At 60.9% G+C, this 25,509-nt stretch carries 15 protein-coding genes; 11 read left to right on the top strand and 4 right to left on the bottom strand.

The window, feature by feature from the left end:
• Nucleotides 1-8: 8 nt before the first annotated feature.
• Together prpC and prpB are read right to left on the bottom strand one after the other, a co-directional pair.
• Nucleotides 9-1,175: a bifunctional 2-methylcitrate synthase/citrate synthase gene (gene prpC, locus AC1Z32_RS10660; RefSeq protein WP_483478668.1), complete on the bottom strand. Its 1,167-nt coding sequence runs from the start codon at nt 1,173-1,175 to the stop codon at nt 9-11.
• 23 nt (nt 1,176-1,198) lie between these two features.
• A complete protein-coding gene (prpB, locus tag AC1Z32_RS10665) occupies nt 1,199-2,095 on the bottom strand; it encodes a methylisocitrate lyase (protein WP_483478669.1) in 897 nt (298 codons plus the stop codon).
• A gap of 197 nt (nt 2,096-2,292) precedes the next feature.
• Between prpB and prpR the strand changes: the two genes are divergently transcribed.
• From prpR to AC1Z32_RS10685, 4 genes are all read left to right on the top strand, one after another.
• Nucleotides 2,293-4,239 carry a propionate catabolism operon regulatory protein PrpR gene (gene prpR, locus AC1Z32_RS10670; RefSeq protein ID WP_483478670.1) on the top strand — a complete coding sequence of 649 codons (1,947 nt, stop codon included), beginning with the start codon at nt 2,293-2,295 and terminating at the stop codon, nt 4,237-4,239.
• Between the two features lie 551 nt (nt 4,240-4,790).
• Entirely contained in the window at nt 4,791-5,990 is a 1,200-nt protein-coding gene (locus AC1Z32_RS10675; RefSeq protein WP_483478820.1) for a DUF2235 domain-containing protein, read from the top strand.
• Between the two features lie 318 nt (nt 5,991-6,308).
• The gene (locus tag AC1Z32_RS10680; RefSeq protein ID WP_483478821.1) at nt 6,309-7,283 is read left to right on the top strand and encodes a cysteine synthase A; all 975 of its coding nucleotides are present in this window, start codon (nt 6,309-6,311) and stop codon (nt 7,281-7,283) included.
• 604 nt (nt 7,284-7,887) lie between these two features.
• A complete protein-coding gene (locus tag AC1Z32_RS10685; protein ID WP_483478671.1) occupies nt 7,888-10,716 on the top strand; it encodes a bifunctional YncE family protein/alkaline phosphatase family protein in 2,829 nt (942 codons plus the stop codon).
• 395 nt (nt 10,717-11,111) lie between these two features.
• On the opposite strand, the gene AC1Z32_RS10690 is transcribed toward AC1Z32_RS10685, so the two are convergent.
• Nucleotides 11,112-12,605, bottom strand: coding sequence for a replication initiation protein (locus tag AC1Z32_RS10690; protein ID WP_483478672.1), 1,494 nt, complete (start codon nt 12,603-12,605; stop codon nt 11,112-11,114).
• Between the two features lie 1,308 nt (nt 12,606-13,913).
• Here AC1Z32_RS10690 and AC1Z32_RS10695 point away from each other — a divergent pair.
• The 3 genes from AC1Z32_RS10695 to AC1Z32_RS10705 all read left to right on the top strand — a co-directional run bounded on the left by AC1Z32_RS10695 (nt 13,914) and on the right by AC1Z32_RS10705 (nt 19,806).
• Nucleotides 13,914-15,134, top strand: a complete 1,221-nt coding sequence (locus AC1Z32_RS10695) for a ParA family protein (RefSeq protein ID WP_483478673.1) — start codon at nt 13,914-13,916, stop codon at nt 15,132-15,134.
• Complete coding sequence (locus AC1Z32_RS10700; RefSeq protein WP_483478674.1) at nt 15,131-16,108, top strand: ParB/RepB/Spo0J family partition protein; 978 nt, start codon at nt 15,131-15,133, stop codon at nt 16,106-16,108. Before AC1Z32_RS10695 ends, AC1Z32_RS10700 begins: the two co-directional genes overlap by 4 nt.
• Before the next feature lie 3,461 nt (nt 16,109-19,569).
• Nucleotides 19,570-19,806, top strand: coding sequence for a hypothetical protein (locus tag AC1Z32_RS10705; protein WP_483478675.1), 237 nt, complete (start codon nt 19,570-19,572; stop codon nt 19,804-19,806).
• A 195-nt stretch (nt 19,807-20,001) separates the two neighbouring features.
• On the opposite strand, the gene AC1Z32_RS10710 is transcribed toward AC1Z32_RS10705, so the two are convergent.
• Nucleotides 20,002-20,472, bottom strand: a complete 471-nt coding sequence (locus AC1Z32_RS10710) for a YbhB/YbcL family Raf kinase inhibitor-like protein (protein WP_483478676.1) — start codon at nt 20,470-20,472, stop codon at nt 20,002-20,004.
• A 1,137-nt stretch (nt 20,473-21,609) separates the two neighbouring features.
• On the opposite strand from AC1Z32_RS10710, the gene AC1Z32_RS10715 reads away from it, so the two are divergent.
• The 4 genes from AC1Z32_RS10715 to AC1Z32_RS10730 all read left to right on the top strand — a co-directional run bounded on the left by AC1Z32_RS10715 (nt 21,610) and on the right by AC1Z32_RS10730 (nt 25,497).
• Nucleotides 21,610-22,494 (top strand): LysR substrate-binding domain-containing protein, encoded by an 885-nt coding sequence (locus AC1Z32_RS10715; protein ID WP_483478677.1) that lies wholly within the window; start codon nt 21,610-21,612, stop codon nt 22,492-22,494.
• Nucleotides 22,495-22,632: 138 nt separating this feature from the next.
• On the top strand, nt 22,633-23,874 hold the full coding sequence (locus tag AC1Z32_RS10720; protein WP_483478678.1) for a CaiB/BaiF CoA transferase family protein: 1,242 nt from the start codon (nt 22,633-22,635) through the stop codon (nt 23,872-23,874).
• The gene (locus AC1Z32_RS10725) at nt 23,871-24,647 is read left to right on the top strand and encodes an enoyl-CoA hydratase-related protein (RefSeq protein ID WP_483478679.1); all 777 of its coding nucleotides are present in this window, start codon (nt 23,871-23,873) and stop codon (nt 24,645-24,647) included. The genes AC1Z32_RS10720 and AC1Z32_RS10725 overlap by 4 nt, the downstream gene beginning before the upstream one ends.
• Before the next feature lie 28 nt (nt 24,648-24,675).
• Entirely contained in the window at nt 24,676-25,497 is an 822-nt protein-coding gene (locus AC1Z32_RS10730; RefSeq protein WP_483478680.1) for an enoyl-CoA hydratase-related protein, read from the top strand.
• The last annotated feature ends 12 nt before the right edge of the window (nt 25,498-25,509 follow it).

Below are 25,509 nucleotides of genomic sequence, written 5' to 3' on the forward strand. Positions count from 1 at the left end.
GAGCCATTTCAGGGACGCTTGGCCAGCGGGACAAACTCGAGGTTCTCGGGTCCGGTGTAATTTGCGCTCGGCCGGATGATCTTGTTGTCGATGCGTTGCTCGATGATGTGCGCGGCCCATCCCGACGTGCGCGAGATCACGAAAAGCGGCGTGAACATGGCGGTGGGCACGCCCATCATGTGATAAGAAACGGCGCTGAACCAGTCCAGATTCGGGAACATCTTCTTCGCGTCCCACATCACGGATTCGAGGCGCTCGGCGATGTCGAACAGCTTCGTATCGCCCGCTTCCTTCGACAGCTTCTTCGCGACTTCCTTGATGACCTTGTTGCGCGGATCGGAGATCGTGTACACCGGATGGCCGAAGCCGATCACCACTTCCTTGTTCTCGACACGGCGCTTGATGTCGGCTTCCGCTTCGTCGGGCGTCTGATAGCGCGACTGGATTTCGTAGGCCACTTCGTTCGCGCCGCCGTGCTTCGGGCCGCGCAATGCGCCGATCGCGCCGGTGATCGACGAATACATGTCGGAACCCGTGCCCGCGATCACCCGCGCCGTGAACGTCGATGCGTTGAATTCGTGCTCGGCATAAAGATTGAGCGATACATGCATCGCCTCGACCCAAGACTTCGACGGCTCCACGCCATGCAGCAGATGCAGGAAGTGTCCGCCGATGGAATCGTCATCGGTTTCGACTTCGATGCGCTTGCCGTTGTGCGAATAGTGATACCAGTACAGCAGCATCGAGCCGAGCGAGGCCATCAGGCGGTCGGCGATGTCCTTCGCGCCCGGCGCGTTGTGATCGTCCTTCTCGGGCAGCAGCGTGCCGAGCACGGAGACGCCGGTGCGCATGACGTCCATCGGATGTGCGGACGCCGGAATCCATTCCAGCGCGGCCTTCAGATTCGCGGGCAAGCCGCGCAAGGCCTTCAGCTTCGTCTTGTACGCCTTCAGCTCAGCGGCGTTCGGCAGCTTGCCATGCACGAGCAGATACGCGATTTCTTCGAACTCGGAAGTCGTCGCGAGATCGAGAATGTCGTAGCCGCGATAGTGCAAGTCGTTGCCGGTCTTGCCGACCGTGCACAGCGCGGTATTGCCCGCCGTCACGCCCGACAGCGCGACGGATTTCTTCGGCTTGAAACCGCCCGTAGCGGTGCTGTTGTCTGCTTCGCTCATTGATTCGTCTCCAGGAATTTCGATTATTTCTTTGCCGCGAACAACTGATCCAGCTTGTCCTCGTACGCGTGATAGCCGAGATACTTGTACAGATCGGCGCGCGTCTGCATCGTTTCGACGGCCGCCTTTTGCGTACCGTCGCGCTTCACGGTTTCATAGAAGTTCAAGGCGGCGGCATTCATCGCGCGATACGCGCCGCAGCAGTACAAAGCGATATCGACGTTCGCGCTCTTCAGTTCGTCGACGGTGAACATTGGCGTCGAGCCGAACTCGGTCAGGTTCGCGAGGATCGGCACGCGCACGGCCGCCTTGAAGCGGCGATAGTCGTCGAGCGTCTTCATCGCTTCGGGGAAAATCATGTCCGCGCCCGCTTCGACATACGCGACCGCGCGTTCGATCGCGGCGTCGATGCCTTCGGCGGCGGTCGCATCGGTGCGCGCCATGATGACGAAGGAGTCGTCGGTGCGCGCGTCGACGGCGGCCTTCACGCGATCGACCATTTCGCCGGTCGGCACGACTTCCTTGCCCGGCCGGTGCCCGCAGCGCTTCTGCCCGACCTGATCCTCGATATGCACGGCGGCAACGCCCGCCTTGATGAACGAACGGATCGTGCGCGCGATGTTGAAGGCGCCGCCCCAGCCGGTGTCGATATCGACCATCAGCGGCAGCGAGGACGCGTCGGTGATGCGGCGCGCGTCGATAAGCACGTCTTCCATCGTGCTGATGCCGAGATCGGGCATACCGAGCGAATTCGCGGCCACGCCGCCGCCCGACAGATAGAGCGCCTTGAAGCCGACGGCTTCGGCCATCTTCGCGGCATAAGCGGTGATCGCGCCGACGACTTGCAGGGGGGATTCCTCCCGGACGGCCTGGCGGAACCGCGCGCCCGCGGTCTGTGCGGATTGGATTTGGGAACTCACATTCGTCTCCTGAAAAGTGCGCTTTAATAAGCAACTACCTTGCCAGCTTGGCGAATTTTTATAAGTCATTGATTTTGTGTAATTTTTAGATTCGCACCTGGCTCCTTAAATTTCATGGATGAAATTCCATGTTTCGAAGCTGAAATCAGTGATGCATACTGGATGAGCTTCGTCATCTCAATCCACCGTAGACGATCATGCAACCGGAAACCACTTCGCGTCCGCGCATCTGGGCTATCGGCATCAGCCGGCTCAGAGATTTATTCATCGATCTCGCGGGCGCCTATGCCGATCGCGCCGAGCTCGACGTCGTCTCGCTCGGCTATGAGGATGCCGCGAGCCGCATCGAGTCCGCGCACGATGAGCGTCCCGATGTCGTCGTGGCAGGCGGCTCCAACGGGGCGTATCTCAAGAACCGCGTGTCGGTGCCGGTGGTCGTCATCAGCCCGACCGGCTTCGACGTGATGCACGCGCTCACGAACGCGCGGCGCGAAGGCGCGAGCGTCGCGCTCGTCACGCACGGCGAGACGCCCGCGGAAATACGCCGGTTCCTCGCCGCATACGACATCGATGTGATCTGCGAGTCGTATCGCTCAGCGCCGGACGCGGAGAGCCTCGTGCTGGATCTGCGTGACCGCGGCGTCGACGTCGTGGTCGGCCCCGGCCTCGTTGCGGATCTGGCGGCCGACGCGGGCATGAGCTCGGTGTTTCTGTACTCGCGCACGTCGGTCGTCGCCGCGTTCGAGACCGCGCTGGAAGTCGCCCAGGCGATGCGCCACGAAGTTGCGCGGCGCAATCGCCTCGATAACCTTCTGCAGCATCTTCGCGATGGCGTTGTCGCGGTGGATGCAGCCGGTCGCATCGAAGCGATCAACCGCCGGCTGGCTGCCGCGCTCGGCATTGCCGATGCATCGCGCGCGGTCGGGCGTGCGCTGCTCGAAGTCGCGCCCGAACTCGATAGCGTGTTGCCGGTTGCCGATGGCGATGTATTCGGCGCCGTGCGCGGCGTGAGCTATGCGATCCATCGCGGTCCACTGGGAAGCGACGGCGCATCGGGCGGCACGATCTTCACGTTCCAGGAATCGCGCGCGGTCGAGCGGCTCGACCGGACGCTGCGATCGCGGCAGGGCGCGCAGGAATTCGTCGCGCGCTATCGGCTGGAGGATGTCGTCGGCGAGTCGGAGTCGATCGAGCGGGTGCGGGCGCTCGTGCGTCGTTACGCGAAATCCGATGCAACCGTGCTGATTCTCGGCGAAAGCGGCACCGGCAAGGAAATGGTCGCGCAAAGCATGCATCGTCTGAGCCGGCGCAAGGACTTTCCGTTCGTTGCGATGAACTGCGGCGCCTTCCCGGAAGCGCTGCTCGAAAGCGAGCTCTTCGGCTACGACGAGGGCGCATTTACCGGCGCGCGCAAAGGCGGCAAGGCCGGATTGATCGAGGCGGCACATCGAGGAACATTGTTTCTCGACGAAATCGGCGAGATGCCGCCCTCACTGCAAAGCCGCCTGTTACGCGTGCTGCAGGAGCGGGAAGTCATTCGCCTCGGATCGACGGAGCCGACGCGTGTCGACATCCGCGTGATCGCCGCGACGCATCGCTCGCTCGCAGAAGGTGTCGCCGACGGATCATTCAGGGCCGATCTGTTCTATCGCATCAATATTCTGAGCGTCGCGTTGCCGCCATTGCGTGAACGATCCAGCGACATCCTGCCCTTGGCGACGCAACTGCTGACGCAGGCGGCCAAGCGCGACAAAGCGCTCGCGGTGCGCGTTCCCGGCCGCGATGCGGCGGCGCGCGTCCTCGCGCCGCTGGAGCAGGAACTGCGTCGTTACCCGTGGCCCGGCAATGTTCGCGAACTGCAGAACATCGTGGAGCGCATCGCCGTGGAAATCTCGGACATGACAATCGAAAGGGATCGGTCGGTCGAGTTGACGGTGGATGAGCTGGAAACGATCGCGCCCGAGCTGTTCGAGGTTGAACACAACGGCAACGAGGAGCGGTCCTTGCGCGACCTGAGCCGTTCCGTGGAAGCCGATCAGGTTCGCGCTTCGCTGGCCGCATTCGGAGGCGATCGCGATGCCGTGTGCAAAGCCCTCGGCATCAGCAAAACGACTTTGTGGCGAAGGCTTAACGCGAAGCGTTGAAGCTTGCGGCCGACAGGGGTCTTGAGGCTACTGTTCGGCGCATGCTCCTTCGCGGCACCGGCACCATGCTGGTCGCCGAGCGCGCCAGCTAACGTCTCCTTTAGGTTTCGTACGGCAGGATTGGTACGGAAATCTAATGAAATGTCATCAGCCGATCGAATGAGCCGGTTCACGACAAACCGCGCGACCACGAGCGCAACGACCGCCGACGCGCTCAATATGCCGATCCAGCTTCTCAACTCAATCGCTTAATAAAACTTGGGCAGACGTGGCGTTTATCGGATTGCCCGGACCGGAAGTTTCGGCCAAATGCTCGGCAGCGACGGACGTTCACATCATGAAAGTTCTAGCCATTTCCTAAACTGGAATGGCCCCGGTAGTAAGCATCCCTTTTGAAGTTCCGATCGAAAATCGGTGGCTTCACTTCGACCGGCAAAGCGAAGCACGCATTTCCCCCGGGCGAATGATTCCGTCCGCGCTAGCCTGCTCAATGGCAAGGCAGAGCCGACCGCCCCGCCCGCTACACTTCAGGAGAATGAACCGTGAGCAAGATGATCATTTTCTGCGCGGACGGCACATGGAACGGGCCAGGCGGAGACAACAACGACGCTTCACCGCCAAGCAACGTCTGGAAACTCTTTCTGCAACTGGATGGCGAGCTGGATCAGAGCACCCTGTTACAAGGCGCGGAACAGGAGAAGACGCTGGCCGGTCCGGACGGGCATGTCGCGAAATATATACACGGCGTCGGCTCCTCGATGGGTCTCGTGACCAAGATCTTTGGCGGCGTGTTCGGCAGCGGAACGATCGAGCGGATCGTGCGCGGATATACCTTCATTTCGCGAAACTACGAGCCGGGCGACAGCATCGTGCTCGTGGGCTTCAGCCGCGGCGCGTACACGGCGCGCGCGCTCGGCGGGCTCATCGTCGACATGGGACTGTTGAACCCCGCGGCGCACGATCTCACCGACAAGGCGCTGGCCTACCGCCTCGGATCGATGGCGTGGAGGCAGCATCGGGCAAAGCGCGTTGACGACCGCGTTGCCCGCGGCGCAGACGGAACACTGGTCAGCAAGTTCGCCGAGGTACTCGATGGGCTGCCGCATTTCATGTCCGGCACGCTCTCGCCGGGAGAACTCGTTCCCGCGCAGGACGGCGTACTGGCGATCGCCGTGTGGGATACGGTCGGCTCCCTGGGCATTCCGTTGTACGTCGACAGCGACGATGATCGCGTCGACGTGTTCCGCTTCGCCGACACCGACCTGAGCGAGAAGGTCAAGTTCGGCCTGCATGCCGTCAGTCTCGACGAACAGCGCGGCGACTTCGTGCCGACGCTCTGGACGCCGCGCGCGAATGTACGCCAGGTACTGTTCCCCGGCGCGCATTCCGACGTCGGCGGCGGCTATCCGGCCAGCGCGAGCGGCTTGAGCAACGGCGCGTTGTGCTGGATGGTGTCCGCACTAGCGAAGATCGGCGTGAAGTTCCGCGCCGCGCCTGCGCTGATGCCCGGCAACGCCATCGATATCGGACATCGCCCGTGGGCCGAGGGCGCGTTCGTGTTTCGCCCGTTCGGCCCGCGCTCGATGCTGGAAAACCCGGCGCTCGCGAGCCAGTTGCTCTTTCATAACTCGCTGAATTTGAGGCTGGCCGCGACATCGTCGTCGTGGCTGCCTTCCAACGGATCCGATACCTATATTCCGACCGTACTGGAAGCGATCATCCGGGCAAACACGCAATGGGAACAGCCATGAGGCGTTGACGGGTGCGGCGCGACCGCAGGAGGCGTGCCCGTGGCCGCTTCCGCCAGCACATCCGCCGGCAACGACACGCGGGATGAAGAGCCCGAGAAGCGAAATCCCCGCGTTATGCCGGTGCTCCCGAGAACTGCGGGATTCAACGAACGCTCAACGGTCGGCCCGCCCGCGCCGCTCAGGCATGGCCGAAGCCCTGAAGTCCATGACCTTCGCGTACCCGGCCGGCGTTTCGGATATCGGTTACATGCAGCCCTCCGGATAGCCCTGTTCTATGCTTGCAGCATGGTGAGCGCCGTGAACGGGAAGGGGAACGACATGGACGTGCGAAAGGGTTTCGTCGATTGCGTGGGCCGCACACCGCTGATCCGGCTGGCCAGGCTCAGCGCCGAGACCGGTTGCGAGATCCTCGGGAAGGCCGAATTCATGAATCCGGGCGGTTCGGTGAAAGATCGCGCGGCGCTCTACATCATCCGGGACGCCGAACGGCGCGGCACGCTGAAGCCAGGCGGCACGGTCGTGGAAGGCACGGCCGGCAATACGGGAATCGGGCTCGCGCACATCTGCGCGGCACGCGGCTATCGCTGCGTGATCGTGATTCCGGAGACGCAATCGCCGGAAAAAATGGCGATCCTGAGCACGCTCGGCGCCGAGGTGAGACCGGTGCCGGCCTTGCCATACCGCGATCCGAACAACTACCAGAAGATTGCCGGCCGGCTCGCGGACGAGCTCGACAACGCCATCTGGGCAAACCAGTTCGACAACCTCATAAACCGCCAGGCACATTACGAGACAACGGGGCCAGAGATCTGGCGTGATACGGCGGGAACGATCGATGCATTCGTGTGCGCGACCGGCACCGGCGGCACGATGGCGGGCGTGAGCCGCTTCCTGAAGGAACAGAACCCGGACATTCGCATCGTGCTGGCCGATCCCGACGGCAGCGGCCTCTACAGCTATGTGAAAACCGGCGAAATCAAGGCGGAGGGCAGTTCGATCACCGAAGGCATCGGTTCGACGCGCATCACCGCGAATCTCGAAGGCTCGCCGATCGACGACGCGGTGCGCATCGACGACCGGCAGTGCGTGACGATGGTCTACCGGCTGCTGCGCGAAGAGGGCCTGTATATCGGCGGATCGACTGGCATCAATGTCGCAGCGGCCGTCTGGCTGGCTCGCGAGTTGGGCCCTGGACACACGATCGTCACGCTGCTGTGCGATCGCGGGGACATCTACCGCGCGCGGCTGTTCAATCGCGACTGGCTGCGGGAAAAGGGGCTAGACCCGGCATGACGGGTGACAGACTGCCCCGCTATTGAGTATCTACACGTCATGGCGTGAGTGTGACCACACGGCGCACGGGCTCCGACCGGAACCGCGCGAGAGGAATCATTTTCACTTAAGAAATCCTAAAAACCAAAATAGCATTTATGGGAGCCGAGACGAACGGTAATAAAGTCCCGAACCCTTTATGCCTAAGTAGAAGATGCCCAATTCCTAAGCCGGCCTTTTAATTTTCCCAAATAGTTTCTTCTTCCTCCTGTCTGTTCGTGAAGAATAAGAATAGTTTCGATAACCCCAATAAATCGCGGGCGAATGTCTCCCGTCGCTTTCAGAGCCTGAAAGGAAAACGTGGTTCTTCGCCATTCGAATCGATATTGCTATTCGGTATCTATTCACGCCGCTGACATGCGCAAACGTTAAGTTTCCCTGCTTGAGATAAACGAACCCGCATGGAAATCCCGATTATCTGCACCACGAGCAACCCCGCAGATCCGAGAGGCTCCGTCCAGAGGTAGGGTTCTCAACTTTGTTTGTCTTCCGGAGAGACGAAATGAAAAAATGTGCGTTGATTCAGTCTAGCATTACATTAGGATTACTTACCGGACTGATACTCTTGCCGAGCGTCGACGCCGGTGCGGCACCTCAAAGCAACATGGAACTGCTGCCGACTGGCCAGTTCATCTCCCCTGGCGCCATTCCAGGCGCCGTCCAGCAATTGATGAACCCGCAACTCGCGGCCAAGCCGAATCAGGTGGTGAGCGGCGCCATCAAGTCTCAGCTTAGCCCGGACGGCAACACGCTGGCGGTGATCACCGCCGGCTACAACACCGTCTACACGGGCGCCGACAACAGCACGCTGGACCAGGCTGACTCGACCCAGTACATCTTCGTCTATGACGTGTCGGGCGCTAACAAGGCCAATCCGAAGCTAGTGCAGGCCATTCGCCAGAACAACGCGTTCGATGGCCTCGCCTGGAACGGCAATCAGACTCTTTACGGCACAGGCGGCGCCGATGACAAGGTCTATGTCTATCACCGTGCTTCGGCCAATCCGTCGGCGCAATGGTCCCAGACCGCCGTCATCGCGCTGAATCACACCAAGGGTATCGGGTCGGGCGTGAAGCCGAACGCCGGCGGGCTGGCTGTCTCCGCTGACGGCCGGACGCTCGTCGTTGCCAACAACTACAACGATTCGGTCTCCATCATCGACACGACATCGAACACGCTCGTGTCGGAATACGACCTGCGTCCGTTCAACACGTCGGGCCAGCAAGGCGCTCCTGGCGGAGAATATCCGTGGGCCGTTTCGCTGAAGAGCGACGGCACCGCGTTCATCTCGTCCGTGCGCGACCGGGAAGTGGTGGTGCTGAACCTGGCTAATCCGAGCGCACCGCAATTCGTCAAGCGCATCCCGGTGAAGGGCAACGCCTACGGCATGGCCCTCTCGCCCGATCAGTCGAAGCTCTACGTCGCCGTGTCGAATGCCGATCAGATCGCCGTCATCGATACGGCCAGGCTCGACGTTCAGAGGACGATCGACATCGCCAGCCAGTCCGGCGACGGCAATGACCAGGGCAGCGGCAGCAACAAGAAGTACAGCGGCCGCGATACGGTCAACGTGACCGTATCGAAGGACGGCAAGACCCTGTATGCGGTGAACAACGGCGATAACTCCATCGCCGTGGTCTCGCTCACGGGTGAAAACGGCTACCGCGTCAACGGTCTGATTCCGACCGCTTATGCGCCAAAAGACATCACGCTGAGCGCCGATGGCTCGCAGATGTATATCATCAACGGCAAGTCGAACACTGGTCCGAACCCGCTCTACACCAGCGGCACCAAAGCGCAGTATCAATTCGGCCTCGAAAGAAGCACCCTCGTCAGTGCGCCGGTTCCGAGCGCGGACGTGCTCGAGCGCCTGACCACCCAGGTCAACGAGAATAACCACTACTCGGCGAGGGAGTCGGATCACGATCGCGAGGTCATGCATTTCTTGCGCACGCGCATCCGGCACGTCATCTACGTCGTGAAGGAAAACCGCACCTACGACCAGATCCTCGGCGATCTCGGCAACGGCGCCAACGGCGATCCGACGCTCACGATGTACGGCAAGGCCACCACACCGAACTTTCACAACATCTCGAACAACTTCGTCACGATCGACAATTTCACCGATCCCGGCGACGGCTCGATGGACGGCTGGTCGTGGGTGCAGCATGCGCACGTCACGCCGACCGAGGAAGTGTCCCAGCAGGAGAACTACGCCGGCGTGAACCGCGGCATGGCATACGAGTCCGAGGGCTCCAATCGCGGCGTGCCGGTCGGCCTCCCCACCACCGCCTTGCGCGACTTTGCCACGAACGGCGGTTACTCGAACGCCACGTCGTCGCTGCCGGGTGGCGCCGCCAACGCGCTGCCCGGCATCGCGGACGTGACGGAGCCGGACGCGCCGTTCGGCTATCAGAAGGCGAGCATCTACGACGCGGTTCTGCAGGCAGGCGGCTCGGTACGCAACTACGGCGGCATGGTCAACAACGTCGGCTCGATCGGCACGGTCGCGAAGCCGCTGCTCGATCCGGCCGGGGCCAACATCGTCCAGGCTCATCCGCTCAAGCCGTCGCTGCTCAACCTGACGGACCCGTACTACCGCGGCTTCGACCAGGCCTATCCGGACACTTTCCGCGAACTGGAATGGAACCGCGAGTTCCAGCAGTATGTCGCGAACGGCCAGCTCCCCTCGTTCGAATTCGTCCGCATGGGCTCGGATCACACCGGCAGCTATGCCCAGAATGTCGGCCAGATGGGTTCGGCCGAGCAGCAACAGGCGGACAACGACTTCGCGGTCGGCAAGCTGGTCGAGACTGTTGCGCACAGCCCGTACGCGTCGGACACGCTGATCGTGGTGGTCGAGGATGATTCGCAAGCAGGTTCCGATCACGTCGACTCGCACCGGTCGACCGCTTATGTCGTCGGTCCGTATGTGAAGAAGCACGCCGTCGTCAGCACCGCTTATAGCCAGGTCAACGCGCTTCGCACTATCGAAGACGTGCTTGGCACTCAGCACATGGACCTGAACACGGCGTATGCCCGTCCGATGGCCGACCTGTTCGACACCAGCTCGAACAATTCGTGGACCTACACCGCCGTGGCTTCGACACTTTTGAAGAACACGAACGTAGGCAACGTGGCGAGCGGCACCGACGGCAACCAGTTTGCCCAAGGTGAAGACATTCATCCGCTACATGATGCGACGTATTGGGCGAACGCGACGAAGGACTTCGACTTCTCCAAAGAGGATCGCATTCCGCCGGAACTGTTCAACCACGTGCTTTGGAAGGGCGTGATGGGGGACAGACCTTATCCCGTTCCGCACTCGATCTACACGAAGGCCGGCGCCGACGGTTCGAAAACGCTCGCGACTGCCGACGACGACGACGATTGATCAGGCCCTGCGTCGACTGATGCACGAAGTCCGAAGTAGCTCGTCACGGCGGGCGGTTGTCGATCAGCACAACCGCCCGCCTGCTCCCGTACTGTGGATCATTGTTATGGACGAGTTCGGCAGCGGTCCGCCAGGCGGCGCGACCAACATCGTCCACTAAACGTGCGCCCCTCGCCGTTCCATTCCGGCGCATGCTTTCTCATTGTCGAGGCGTCTGGATAACGAATAAATGTCGCTCTCCGGCTTTTAGAGATGAGATAGACCGGGTCTTTCGGCAGGCCGCAAAGCACGAGTTGTCGTTGCAGTATTCACATATTTCTAGAAAGACCATCTGCGCTGCGTATCACGAATCGACCGATAGTCAGAAAAACCGGGCACTCGGTTTGCGTTCGTGCTCACCCGCGGCGGCTGGCCTCCCGAGCAGCTCTTCTTAGTTCGCCTGCGACGAAAGAGGTGAAAGTGTCTGCAACGCTAGGCCACTGCATGATATTGGTCCCGGTGACTTCAGCCGGCTTGAGTCCCTGCCGTGTAATGGCACGCTGTCCGATAGTGCTCGCCGCAACAAACTTGCGGACCAGCTCATCTCTCGCTTTGTTCTCGGCCGCGTTGAAGAAATCCCGAGCTGCGCGCATCTCGTCTTGCCGCTGCTGGTTCGCTGCGGCATCAGCCGCGGCCACACTCTCGGCCACGACCGCCTGTCGAGTTTTCTTCCCTTCGTCCTGCGCCTCTCGCTGGCTCTTGCGCAGCTCTACATCCCTGTCCGCGGTAGCCACACGGTAATCCTCGGCCAGGGCTTTCATCAGGTAGGAGGACGCCCTTCTGATGACATCGCCTTTGGCGATTCTGAACCGGGTGTAGTCGATGGCTTGCTCGATGCGGGCGTCTGTCCAGACGTGACGGTTTTCCCGGATTTGAAGGAACTGTTTCGCGTCGAGACCGAATTCCTTGTGGAGTGTCAGGTAGAGCGCCGCCGATTCCATCATGTCCGCCTGCGCCGCGGCCGACGCTTCCTTGCGTTTCAACCGAAAGCGAATCTGGTCCTTCTTACGCGACCCGGGCGTACCTGCCCGTGTTTCATAAGACATCTCGATATCGGACAGGTCGTTGATCTGCCTGACCGCTGGTTCGAGATAGTCGCGCTTGAAGTATTTGAATTCCGCGTTGTTTGCCCACGACTTTCCCGGCAGATTGCGAACCAGTTCGAGGGGCAGCCACTCCGTCGTGCCGCCGGGCACTGCGGGCAGCACGTGGTCGTAAATGGCTCGCGCGTAGATAAGCTTGAATTTCGAGGTGGTCAGGAGACTCGTCCAGTACGAGTTTTCCGGGTCCTTGATGAGCCGCTGAAGTTCGATAGGCACCCGGAAACGGATTCGCCCGTTTCGTACGCTGACACGGCCAATCAACTCTAGCCAGTCGCCGTCCTCGTCGTTGACTGGAATGTCCCCCACCTCGACGTCTTGCCCGTCCTCGGCATCCTCATCGCCGTCGGAGGCGTCACGTGAGGCATCGGTCATACGCCCTTTCGAGTCTACCGATACGGTGGGCACGCTCGTGACTTCGAGCATGGATGACTTCACGCTGCGGATCACACTGGAAAAATGCTTCTTGTTGTGACTGTCGTATCGCATCAGCCATTTGAAGAAGCTCAGCGAAACGTCGTACGCTTCACTAATTTCCGGTTCCTGCGCGACGATGAAATAGGCAGCGTCGACGAAGCGGCGCGCTGACAACCCAAGGCCAATGATGCGCGCGAATACGCTGTTTTTTTGATACCCGATATCCTTGTCGGAACTGATTGCGTCAATGGCGGTACTTGCTGGGGCGTTCTCGACAAACAGGTCGAGCGCGTATTGAAGCGGAGTTACTCTTCTTTCAACGCTGCTGGCCATGTGGGTTCGCGGGAATCCGTTTACTTAAAATTTTCTGGACTCTAGCACGTAAAGGTGAGATGTCAATGTGAATCTCTCACCTTTCTCCCCTCCCCCCGTCGCCTTGGACACTATCTCTCACCGTCGCGACACAATCTCTCACCCTGATGGGTGTCTTGCGGGACGTGAAGCCCGTCCGTGCAGCCTGTTTCCGGGATATCCACAGCCTCCGACACTACCTCTCACCTTTCGTGGCGAAGGCGCTTCACGTCTCACCTATATGGACACCAACTCTCCCGTTCGCACCTTTGCATCTCACTTGGGCGGACAAAGTCTCTCACCTTGAGTGACAGCAACTCTCACTTTTCGGCGCCAAGTATCTGATTTCACGCGAATCCGGTTGTAGCTGTTAGTTTGTTGGTTCGCTTTTGTTTACAAAAACAACGAACTAACCGTTGAACCCACAGTGGAATCACCGTCGTTTCAGTACAACCGAAATCGGAGGACAGAGTTCGAGCAAGCCTCCGATCGCACATTCCGTGATTATCGTCGCGGGCGAGAGACCTTCTTGAACGGAGCGGCACTGTTTCGGACGGCGCCAATGGAGACCGGGCCGGCGAGGCATCGTGAAAGGTGAGAGATATTGTCGTGTGAGCTTTTTTGTCGGCCAGCGGTGCCGCCCGTTTGATAGGCGCTGGACGCGAAGGTGAGAGATGTTGTCCGGTCGGGTTCTGTTCGCCTGGTCGACTCGACACTGTGTCTCACCTTTGACGTGGGGATGTTGACCTCGTGTTGAAGGAGGCGCACGTCGCTGTTTTGGCGCGCGTGAAACTCCGGGCGTTACCGCGGTGCACCACGAAAGGTGAGAGATATTGTCCGTCCCGTGCACGGTTTTCGCGCCGATAACACCCCGCTTACCTCAGCGCGAGACACGCAGTAGGCCAGAGTCGATGACCTACGTAGCGTGCTGCCCCACTCTCCTTCCGCTTGGCTCAGCGACACGGTTGCTCACTTTGGTCGTGCCGAGCTACGGATGTAGAAGGCGAAAGGCACTATTCGCGTAGCCAAAGTTGCCCTGTTGCGTTTCCAGACACGCTCCTAGGGACGGCCACGCTTCCAAAATCTCTCACTTTTCCGGCGATAGCGGTCCACTGGGAGGGGACGGTGAGAGTCTTTGTCGGGCAAGTTACGGGGCTTTCCGACCGATGTGAGCCGCCGGTAGTTGCGAAAAAACAATGGTTTACGGCCGGTTCTTCATAAAACACCCGTCAATCACCTGTAGTTCCTGTATTCTACGTTTAGACCACTTTTGCAAGGGAAAACTTCTAAATGGCGAATGTCAGCCAACCAATGCCGATAGATCTGACCGTGAGCTTGGCGCAAATCAGTGATTTCGCCGATGTTGTCACGGACTATGCAACGGAGTTGCGCGACCAAATTCTAGCTCCGCGCCCACGCAAGACTCCACCGATGTTCACTACGGGCGAAATTGCTGAGCTGTGCGGACTGACTCGTCAGCAAGTGCATTATCAGGTGTCAAAGGGTGACGGGGTGTTACCTGAGGGGCAGTCGACTGGAACCGGGCGCAGCCGCAGCAGAATGTTTACGCTGGCCGAGGCACGCACATGGGTTCGGCGAGTCTCCGACATCTATCAAACCCCCTTGGTCGAAGGGCCGAGCGACGCCTTCGAAGGAAAGGTCATCATTACGTCGCAGCTTAAGGGCGGATCTGCCAAGACCACTACGACCATGTGCCTTGCGCAAGGATTGAGCTTGCGCGGACGGAAGGTCCTCGTAGTTGACCTCGATCCTCAAGCTTCCTTGTCCGAGCTGTGCGGTCTCTATGCGGAAAAAGAGGTTTTCCCTGACGACACCGTTCTGCCCTTCGTGTACGACCAGAGGGTTGAAGGCGGACTGCTTGCCAGAGTTCAGTCGACCTACTGGGACGGACTCGACATTATTCCGGCACACACCGAACTTGTCGGAGCCGAATATCACTTGCCCGCCATGCAGCTGAAGGTGCCAGGATTCAAGTTCTGGACTGTGCTGCGCGATGGGCTTGCGCCGCTTCGCAAGCACTATGACTACATCCTCCTCGATACGTCGCCTTCGCTTTCTTATCTCAACCTGAACGCGTTGATGGCAGCCGATGCGATGGTCATGCCGATGGTCCCCGAAAATCTGGATTTCTTCAGCTCGTTGTCGTTCTGGCGTCTCTTCTCCGACGTTGCGAAGTCCTTCATCCGCTTCGAAGCCGACAAGAAATATGACTTCGTGTCTGTGCTACTGACGCGCGTCAACAACGGCCCGACAGCGTCGACGCCAGTTGTGCGCACGTGGGCGCACGGCGCATATCGTCATTGGCTGTCCCAGTTCGAAGTGCCGGCGAGTTCAGTAATGAGCTCGGGGGCGCTCGCCTTCACGACCGTGTTCGATATCAGCAGTACGCACAGCCAGGCAAAATCGCTCGCCCGGGTCAAACAACCCTTAATCGACTACTGCCGGTGGATAGATGACCAGTTCGTCAAACAGTGGAGACCCGCACAATGAGCAACCTTCTTCGAGAACAGCTCCTGGCGAAGACCGCCGGTATCAAGGCGACGGACGAGAGGTTGCCGAACGCAGCCCGCCGAGCGGCCAGAACTGAAACGGCACCTGGGATGGCGGGTGCACTGGCTGCAGCACAGCTTCGCGTGCAGGAACTGGAATCAGCGGGTACGGCTTCGGATCTGGCGGTATCTGAGATCGTTCCAAATCCGTGGCAGCCGCGCCGCGTATTCAATGACGCGAAGCTATTGGAGCTTGCTGAGTCGATTCGGGAAGTGGGGCTCATGCAGCCGGTCGTCGTCCGTCGCTTCGAGTCGGGTTACCAGATTGTGGCGGGAGAGCGGCGCTGGCGCGCTCATAAGTTGGTGGGCCTGGATACCATCAAGGCCATCGTAATTGGGTGCTCGGACCAAGACATGGCGGTCCTTGCGCTCGTCGAGAATGTCAGCCGTGATGACCTGACCGACTATGAAATATCGCTGTCGATTCGACAGACCGAAAGGGAATTCCCCAGTCGCAAGCGGTTAGCTGAGGCGCTTGGGATGTCACGCCAAGGGCTCTACCGCTTTCTGTCATATGAGAGTCTGCCCGAGTTCATGCGGAGGGACCTCGACCTTCAGCCTGCGCTGATCTCGGCCACCGCCGCGAACGACATCTCGGTGGTGATGAAGCGGCACGGCGATCCTGCTGTTGAGGCTGCCAGGGACCTCTGGCCTCAGGTCGTCAACGGAGATTTGCTGCAAACGAAATACGCCGCAGCGATTGCAACGCGCGTTGCCAAGCCGAATGAAACGAATGGCAACGGCGGTCGCAGCATTGAGAAGTTTTTTGCAGGCAAAGCGCAGGCCGGCAACATCACTAAGGACGCTAGCGGCTTTACGGTGAAAATCAAAGCCGGAATGCTCAGTGACGAACATGAAAAGGAGATTCGCCAAGTGATTGAGAGGCTCTTTTCGAGCCAGCCGCGTGCCCACTGAGGCTGCATGGCAGATTGTTTTCCAGCCCGCTGTTGCGGGCTTTTTTTCGGCCGTCGGCAGCCTAGTCAGCCGTTGCCAGTCCGGCTCTAACGGGTTCTCGAATCGCTTCTGTGCGCCACGCTGACTAAACAGTGTCACGACTCGTGACACTCGATTGTGCTGGCTGCATGATTGCGGCTCCGGGCGATACTGCTCGCCTCCTGTCGGCCTGCCCTCGAGGAACGCGACAACAGCGTCACAATCCTTGACGCTCGATGGTAGCGCTCTTCTGAGCCGCCTTCTGATTGCCCGTGTCGTTGACAGCTCGCTCCCCGGCTGTATGAGCGGAAGTAGCGACATCGCAGCACTCGGCACGCATCCCGGTGCCAGCCGACCAAAGTGTCACGACTCGCGACACTCGATCGCGGTGGTAACCCTTGGTCATCCCTTGGTTCCGACGGCGCCAGGTAGCACTGCCCCGCCAATAAAAGACGCCCGCCTCGTTGTGCGCCGACGAGCACATCTAAACGTGTCACGACTCGTGACACTCGACATCGCGATTCGCGAGTACTCGTAGAGCGCCTGCTCGGACGGACCGCGTGCCACCGGGCATGACGCACGCGCCGTATGTGGTAGGCAAGGAATGACCCCACAGGGTCGAAAGCCAGAAGAGCGGCGAGCACGCGGTGCCCCGCGCGGACGGGATGGAGAAGGAGCGCAGGCCCCAATCTGCGCACGTGAAGAAACGCCAGCCCGACAGAAACGCCAGGCAAGAAGCTGCACCGCCACGTGCGCAAAAAGCGAGTCGATGAAGATCTTCAGTCTCACGGAGCAGATCGGGTGCCAAGCGGCCAGAGTTGGATGCTGTCCTTCGCGCACGCCCTTAAGCCCGGAAACGCCCGACTCCGCCACCGCTTTTGACCTTGAGCAAATCGCTGGGACGCAACGCCGCACATTGGCCGTAAAACATTCAACATGGTGCGCGACGCGGAGCCGCCGGTGACTGTGCGGTACGCGACCACGTTGCCGGCCTTCGCCAGATCTTGCGGGTCCGCGCGGTTGTCTATTTGATGGCGGCAACCGACCGACCGCGTTGGGGCCTCGGTGCGAGCGCTCGCGTCGCTCCTCTGCCCGGGGCAGCGCGCCACGTAGTCGAATGAGCGGAGAGCAACGATCGGCGAATCGGTAGAGTGCGACTATCGAGTGCCTTTTTCTCCGTGCCCACAAAGCTGTCCAAGCAGGCAGATCACGAGGACGCTGCCAGAGGAGTTTCGGGCGCGCATGGCAATGGCGACTCTCCCCGCGCGCTGATCAAGCACCACCGGCCGAAGGGAATCGATCACGTGCGATCCGTGGATGTCGAAGCCCTTACTCGCTTTTCCTCGACGAGCGCGGAGGCACAACGTGGCGCCCATCGTCGAACCCTCAATGCCTTGTGGGGTTCTCCTGCCTCAACGAGAAGCGGCTATGTGGATTCGATCGCGCCTCTAACCCAGCGCCGCCCGTTCGACGCTGTCCGAGATGAACGCGTGGTGCTCTGCGGGATGCTTCACGAGCGCGACGGCCGGCGCACACGCGGGGCGTGTACATAATCTGGCGAAGGGCCCCGCCCGATGCATTCCTCGACGCGCCGACCGAGATCATCGCCGACCGGTCGATATCGGCGACAACGAGCGTGAAATCCGAGCGCTCGCTTGCGCAACGCGAATCCGGGCAACTATACCCATCGGAATTGAGGATAGGCCTGAGCGCATGCGGCCGCCTGCCGCTCCGCCCAGCATCACGCACGGATGCGCGCTCTCGGAGAGGTGCGCGGCACGAGCGACGATGCGGACATGGAACCGCTTTCCAACCTCTGTGGGGCACGGCGCCTAGTACAGGCCAGCCACAGCCTTCGCCACCTAAATACGAACCAGCAGGCGAGTTCGGAAGGGCGGCAGCGGATTTGGAGGGCACGTCCGATGGCCTGCCCATCCTTGCGCCGAGCCAGTCGAGCCGGCCGAGCGGGGAATTCAAGGATCGAGCGGCCGAGTGCTTCGAAGGGGGGAGCGGAGTAACGAGAGTAACGGGAACGATCTCAACGCGTTCCCTTAGCGAAGGGGAGACGCAGAAGTCATCGGTGGCGCGCATGCCGGCTATATCGTCGCCGTCCATTTGTGCTGTCCATAGAGTGAACGATCTTCGATCGGTCCCGTTAATGTCACGCACGAGCCCGCGCAATGCCACTCTCACTGTTGCCGCTTGGAAGGGAGCGCGACATTCGTTGGCAGAAGTCGGCGAGCCGAGGCAGCAAACTCATCGCGACTCTACGGGCGCATCGAGCCGGGGGCGCGCCACCGTTGCGATGCCGTCGCCGCCCCGCGCGTGACGCTTCTTTTTGCGGGTATGAAAGCGTGCAGTCGTCCGTCGTACGTGGACGACGACGTTTGCCCATCCTCATGCCTCCGATACCGTACATCGCTTCTCCGTCCATGATTAGACGCGGTGAAATAGGGCGTGGCGGAGGAGGGCAGGGGGCCGTCTCAGGCCGAGCGAGCTCGGCACGGTGGCCGCGCTCAGTGTCGGAGGAGACACGCTCTTGTTTGCGCGACCCCTGCAGAGACAACGCGCTTGCTTGCCAGTCGGACGATTCATCGCATGAAGAATTCGATGCTCACAAAACAATAATCGGGATTCCTACATGGCTGGAGACGTCGCGCGATCCTTAAGGGTTGTCGCATCTTTGTGAAACATAACCACGCAAATGGTTGACTGGATAAGTGATTGTTTTACAACGAGTTTTTGACGAAGACGCAGCGAAATCGCGCATTGTTTCACGCTGTCGCGAGCCGGTACGCGCCTCTACCCCCAACTTGCGGCCCGCACCGGCTCACAATTGCCCGTGGGACGCTGTCACGTATCAAACGCAACGAATTCTGTGCACGTTGATACGTTGGGCAATTTCGGCTTCCTGGCGAGCCTTAGGAGACGCAATGACGCTTGTACGGTGACGGCGGCTTTGCGCAATACAGCTTCGAACGGACGGTACAGCTTTACCATTGCTGATCGGCCGGAACAACCGGGGCCGCGTCTAGCTAACTTCGCACCCGGGATCGGAAGGGCCGGCCAATCATCAGCAGCATCACCAAGTCCGTGGTCGAACCGGTTGTCAGCTAAGGGTTGGCCAATAGGCACGGGATGCGCTGGACGGGCGAAGGCACGCTACGTGGCACAGCGTGTCGGCAGGCAGCCGCCGATGGGCAGAACAGACCGTCTTAAACTAGAGATACCGACGAGCTCCGCCTTGCCCGAATTTTGCACGCTAGCAACCCTCCTTGGTAGCATGGCCATGACCTCTGCAAGCTGAAAGCTTCGACGGTGATGTAAGCAGTGAATGCGCTATCCACCAGTCCGGCAACGCATTCATCGCGGATCGACGTTCCGCGATCGAAGCGATCGTGTAGTGGCAATAGTCTCGTCAAACGATGACGCGAGTGCTTGATATGGAATGGAAAGACACACGGCCGACCGCGCCCGGTTACTACTGGCTGCGCTTCGTCGACGAGCGATCGCCCCAACAAACCATCGCGGAAATCTCCGCGGTGCCTGGCGATGGGACGCTCGATTTCGTTGTTATCCTGATGGGAGACGACACCATCATGGAACTCGATGACGCGTACTTCGATGGCGGCCTCTTCGCTGGACCCATCGAGCCACCGTTGACTGAAGATCGACCGTAACGAAACCGCTCGTCGCCTGGCAGTGCGACGGAGTGACGGCTGATGTGCTCGTCGGCGCATTGGTGCTCCGCAATTTCGCTCTGAAAATCGGAGTGCGCTCGACAAATGAATGATGGCGAATCCCGTTGGGGTTCGGCATCTCCTGATTGGCGCCCGTTGGTCGCGTCGCTGACAAGGCTCATCGACCTTGGCGCGTCAGTGTTCGAATGTGCCGAGCAATTCGGTGCGCGCCACCACGTGGCCCGTCATTGCGTGCTCCAACGCTGCCTTGGTGGGATGGTGAAGATCAGGCAGCATCGTGTCGAGCGCGTACAGCCTGAAAAAATAGCGATGGCGGCCGACCGGCGGGCATGGGCCGCCATACGTGGCACGCTGAAAGTCGTTGGTGCCTTGCAGCGCGCCTGCCGGGAGCGCGTCCGCTGCACCGCCTTCCTGCAAACCGGGCGCTGTAGGCGGGATGTTGTAGACCACCCAGTGGACCCACGTCATCCGTGGGGCGGCCGGGTCGGGCGCGTCGGGGTCGTCGACGATCAGTGCAAGACTTTTCGCGTTGGCGGGTACGCCGGACCAGGCAAGCTGCGGCGACACGTCCGCGCCCTTGCAGGTGTGGCGCACGGGAATTTCGCGGCCATCGCTGAAGGCGGTCGAACTCAGGGTTAGTGCCATGTTACGTTCCTGGGCGTTGGTCTTCGGCGCCAACCCGGCGGCGCAGACGAACAAGATCAGAATGGATGCTGCGCAAGTGCGCATCGTATGTGCTCCGTCGGTGTTATTGACAGCCACACGCGAAGCGCGCGAGCGGGAGCAAGTGCACCCTTCCGCGCTCAATGGCTTCGACCGGTGCTCACGTCGTTGTCTCGGCGACGTAAGAAAAACTACTGCAGAGTGAGACCGAACGCAACGAGCGCGCCGCGCGTCTGCGATGAACGAAAACGTTCCAATGGGCTCAGCAGGTACGTAGGAAGTACGGGTCGGAACATGGACTCGTCTCTGCAAGTTTGAACATCTACCTCGACGCGCTCGCAGTGGGGGTTCGCCACCCCTTGGTATTTCCTGTGATTTGTGCGCTTGCACGTCAGACTTAGCGGGCTTCGGGTACCCGACCTTGAGGGTCCGACGGCCTGCATCTATCCTCAGCCTTTGGCTGACTGCCAGCGCGGCGCCCATGCAGTGATTCGCGCTTGTCGCTCATCGTCAAAGTCGATTTCCTGATCTTTCTATAAGGATGTCGAAGTAACGTTTATTTTGTCTTGCGATGCGTGAGCGCCCGAAGTGCGCATGCATGGTGGCTTTGGCTAAGTGTCAGTGGCTCTGGAAAGTGACAGTCGATTGCTCATTCAGCCAGCGCGTGGCCAAAGACGAAGTCGAATGTGTCGCCGACGCCAGGCACTTGCCGATGCCGTCAACGTCGTTGATTCCCCGAGGTAGGCGAAGGGCCGAAGTGCGCTCGAAGTCGCCCACCTCTTCAGAACTGCCGGACCGTCCGTTTGCGTCCGCAAGGACCGCATTCACGGTGCTCGGGAATTGCCACTTCCGATCGCTCTCGGCCGGCGCGGTCGAATGCTGCGTTCATCGTCTTCCGCACAAGGATCCGGCACCATTCATTCTCGTCACGGTCGAGGATCAGCGCCTTTCCCACGCCGGTCGTCTTGGCTTCACTTGTAAGCGCGAGCCGTAGGGCACACGTCCATTCCTCAACGAAGCCTCGATGTGATTCGAGATCGGCTCCCTTTTCTTCGTTCTTCCATTCGTTCTGCGGGCATTTCGCGCCACAATCCGAATAGATATCTACACGGACAGACTATGGAACGTCGTGCGCTGCTTCCCCCGCTGAATCCCACACGGGCGTTTGAGGCGACGGGACGCCTGTTGAGCATCTCCAAAGCCGCTGATGAGTTAGCCGTCACGCCTGCCGCCGTCAGTCGGCAGGTGCGCACGCTCGAAGCCTACCTCGGCGTCAATCTGTTCGAGCGAGTGAAAGGACGACTGGAGTTGACGTCGGCGGGCGCGCGGTATCTGGCGGAACTGATGCCGCTATTCGCATCGCTGCGCGAAGCCACCGACAGCCTGCGCTCGTCCGAGCGGCGCGCGCGCGTGCTCAAGATCCGCTCGCCCGCGACCTTCGCGGTGCGCTGGCTGATTCCGCGTCTCGCGAGCTTTCATCGGCTGCACGAGAACATCGACGTGCAACTGACGACATCTCCCGCTCCGCTGAACTTCGCGCGTGAGGACATCGACGGCGGTATCCAGCTTGGCGACGGCAAATGGCCCGGACTGCGCGTGCAACGTCTGATCGCGAACGAGCTGGTGCCGGTCGCGGCGCCTTCCAGACAGGTCAAGGCCCGCTCGCAGCTGCAGGGTGAAACGCTTTTGCACACGCTCGCGCGCCCGGAAGACTGGACGCTGTGGCTGAAGGCAGCGGGCCTTCCTTTGAACGGGCGCCGCCGTGAGATGCGCTACGAAACGTCGTTGCTCGCGTACCAGGCGGCCATAGAAGGGCACGGTGTAGCGATCGCGCAGAAGGCGCTGGTGCGCGGCGAACTGGAAAGCGGTGTCCTGGTCGCACCGTTTTCATTCGAGCTAGATCGCGGACATCACACGTACTACTTCGCGTGGCCGACGGGACGTCCGCAATCGGATGCACTGAAGATTTTCCGTCGATGGCTGCTCACGCTGCTCAACGAATAGCGCCTGCGAGCCGCCGACTCTTTAACAAAAAGTCAAAGGCTCGTTTCTAAATTGTCGATTGTCCGGGGGGCCGGCGAGTACGTAATCTCGTCGGCATGATTCGCCGCAGTGGCGAGTCACGAGACAGGACAATCACAAATGCCAAGAGACAGCCTCAACGGCGTGCGGGTGATCGATTTCTCGCATGTCCTCGCCGGACCGGTCTGCTCGATGACGCTCGCCGATCTGGGCGCACACGTCGTCAAGATCGAGCCGCCCGACGGCGAAATCGGGCGGCTTATCGGGCCGCCGTGGATAAGCGGTGAAAGCCCGGCTTTCATCAGCGTCAACCGGAACAAGTACAGCGTCGCGATCGATCTGAAAACCGACGCCGGGCGCCAGGCCGTTCGCCGCATGGTGCGGGAGGCGGACGTGCTCGTCGAGAACTTCCGGCCGGGCGTGATGGCGTCGATGGGACTCGACTTCGACGCGTTGCAGCAACTGAATCCACGGCTCGTCTACTGCTCCATTTCCGCGTTCGGCCAGACGGGCGCGAATCGCAAGCGGCCGGGCGTCGATGGCGTGATTCAGGCCGTCAGCGGGCTGATGAGCACGCTCGGCACGACGCACGCCGAGCCGCTCAAAGTCCCGATCCCCGTTGCGGACATGATGGGCGGCTATCTCGCGTCGATCGCGATTCTCGGCGCGCTGCATCAGGTCCGCATGGGCGGCGGCGGGCAGCATCTCGACGTGAGTCTCTACAACGCGACGCTGATGCTGCAACAGATCGGCTTCGCCGCGTTCTTCGCCTCGGGGCGCGAGCCGGAAAAGACGGGCAGTGCCGCGCCTTATGCGTGTCCGAACGAAGCGTTCCCGACGCAGGACGGCTGGATGATGGTCGTCGCCTATCATCCGCAGCGGTGGCACGCGCTATGTGAGGTGCTCGCAACGCCTGCGCTCGAAGCCGACCCGAGGTTCACGACCAACGACGATCGCGTGCGCCATCGCGCGACACTGCATCACATACTCGCTGCGCGTTTCGTCGAACGGACCACGGCGGAATGGATGGAACGGCTCGCGGCGCGGGACATTATTTGCGCGCCGGTCGCAACATACAGCGATGTCATCGAATCTGCGGAATACGCCGAGTGCGGGCTGGCGCAGACGATCGATCATCCGGCCGCGGGCACGATGCGCACGCATGGCTTCGCGCTCGGTCCATCCGACCGTCCGGCCGCGCCAGATCTGCCCGCGCCGCTGACGGGCCAGCACACGCTGCAGATGCTGGAGCGTTACGGCTTCGCCGAAAGCGAGATCGCCGGACTACTGAACGCAGGCGTGATACGTGTGGGCCGCGCATTGCGCGAGACCTGCGACGACGACCGCAAGGTGACCGCATGAGCGCCGCGATGATCCGAAGCGAACGACGCGGACAGGTCGCGCTCGTGCGTCTGGCGTCGGACAACCCGCTCAATCCGCTGACCGACGCGTTGATGGATCAGCTGATCGACGTCCTGCTGCGCAATGAAACCGATCCGCAGGTTCACGCGACCGTTTTGACAGGATCCGACAAGGCCTTCGCCGCCGGCGCGGACATCGTCGCGATGTCGAAGCTCGATTACGCGAGCGCATTCTCGGATGACTACATCGGCCGTAGCTGGGACCGCATCCGCGCGGCACGCAAACCGCTGATCGCGGCGGTGGGCGGCTATGCGCTCGGCGGCGGCTGCGAACTGGCGATGATGTGCGACATCGTCATAGCCGCTGACGACGCGATTTTCGGCCAACCGGAGATCAAGCTCGGCATCGTACCGGGCGCGGGCGGCACGCAGCGTCTGCCACGCGCGGTCGGCAAGTCGACCGCGATGCTCGCGTGTCTCACCGGCGAGCCGCTTGGCGCCAGCGAAGCGTTGGCTTACGGCCTCGTGTCGAAGGTCGTCGCCCGCGAGCGGTTGATCGATGAAGCGATGCGCCTCGGCGAACAGATCGCGCGTCATTCGCTGCCGGTGATCGTCGCGATCAAGGAAGCGGTCAACCGCGCGTTCGAGTCGTCGCTGTCGGAGGGTCTGCTGTTCGAGCGCAGGCTGTTCCACGCGGGCTTTTCGTTCGCGGACCAGAAAGAAGGCATGTCCGCGTTTCTGGAACGCCGGCAGGCCGCATTCCAGAACCGGTAGTGGCCGGGAACAAACAGGAGATTTTTTCGTGTCAGCTTATGCAAACGATGCCAGTTCACTGGTCGAACAGTCCGTCGATGCCGGCGTACTCACGCTCACGCTCAACAGCCCCAGCGACGGCAACGCGCTGAACGTCGCGATGACAGAGGCGCTGTCGGCCCTGCTGGAGCAGGTCAACGGCCGGCGCGACGTGCACTGCGTGCTGCTGCGTTCGTCGTCGCGGCACTTTTGCACGGGTGGCAATGTGAAGGACATGCAAAGCGGCAGCGATCTCATGAGCGGCAGCGTCGAGGAAGTACGCGACCGCCTGCTTCGCAGCCTGCACAGGATCACGCGCGCACTGAGCGGTCTCGAGGTGCCGTCGGTGTGTGCGGTCAATGGCGCCGCGGTCGGAGCGGGTTGCGATCTCGCGCTGATGTGCGATGTCCGCGTGGCGAGCACGAAAGCCGTGTTCGCAGAAAGTTTCTTGCGTCTCGGACTAGTGTCGGGCATCGGCGGGTCCTGGTTTCTGGCGCGTATCGTGGGCTACGCGAAGGCGCTCGAACTGACGCTCACCAGCGAGTTCATCGATGCAGAGGCGGCGCTGAGCCTCGGCATCGTCTCGAAGGTGGTGCCGGAGGAGGCGCTCGACATCGAGGCCCGATCGCTGGCGAAACACATCGCGCAGAACCCGCCGACGGCATTGCGCATGGCGAAGCGGCTCGTGCGCGAAGCGGCCGACGCTTCGCTCCCGACGACGCTCGATATGGCGGCAAGCATGCAGGCCATTCTTCTGTGCGGCCACGAGCACAAAGAGGCCGTCGGCCGATTTCTCGAGCAGCAGGCGGCGAAAAAGCGCACACACATGTGATGCGCCGATACG

This window comes from Caballeronia sp. 11_S32 (genome assembly GCF_056930355.1).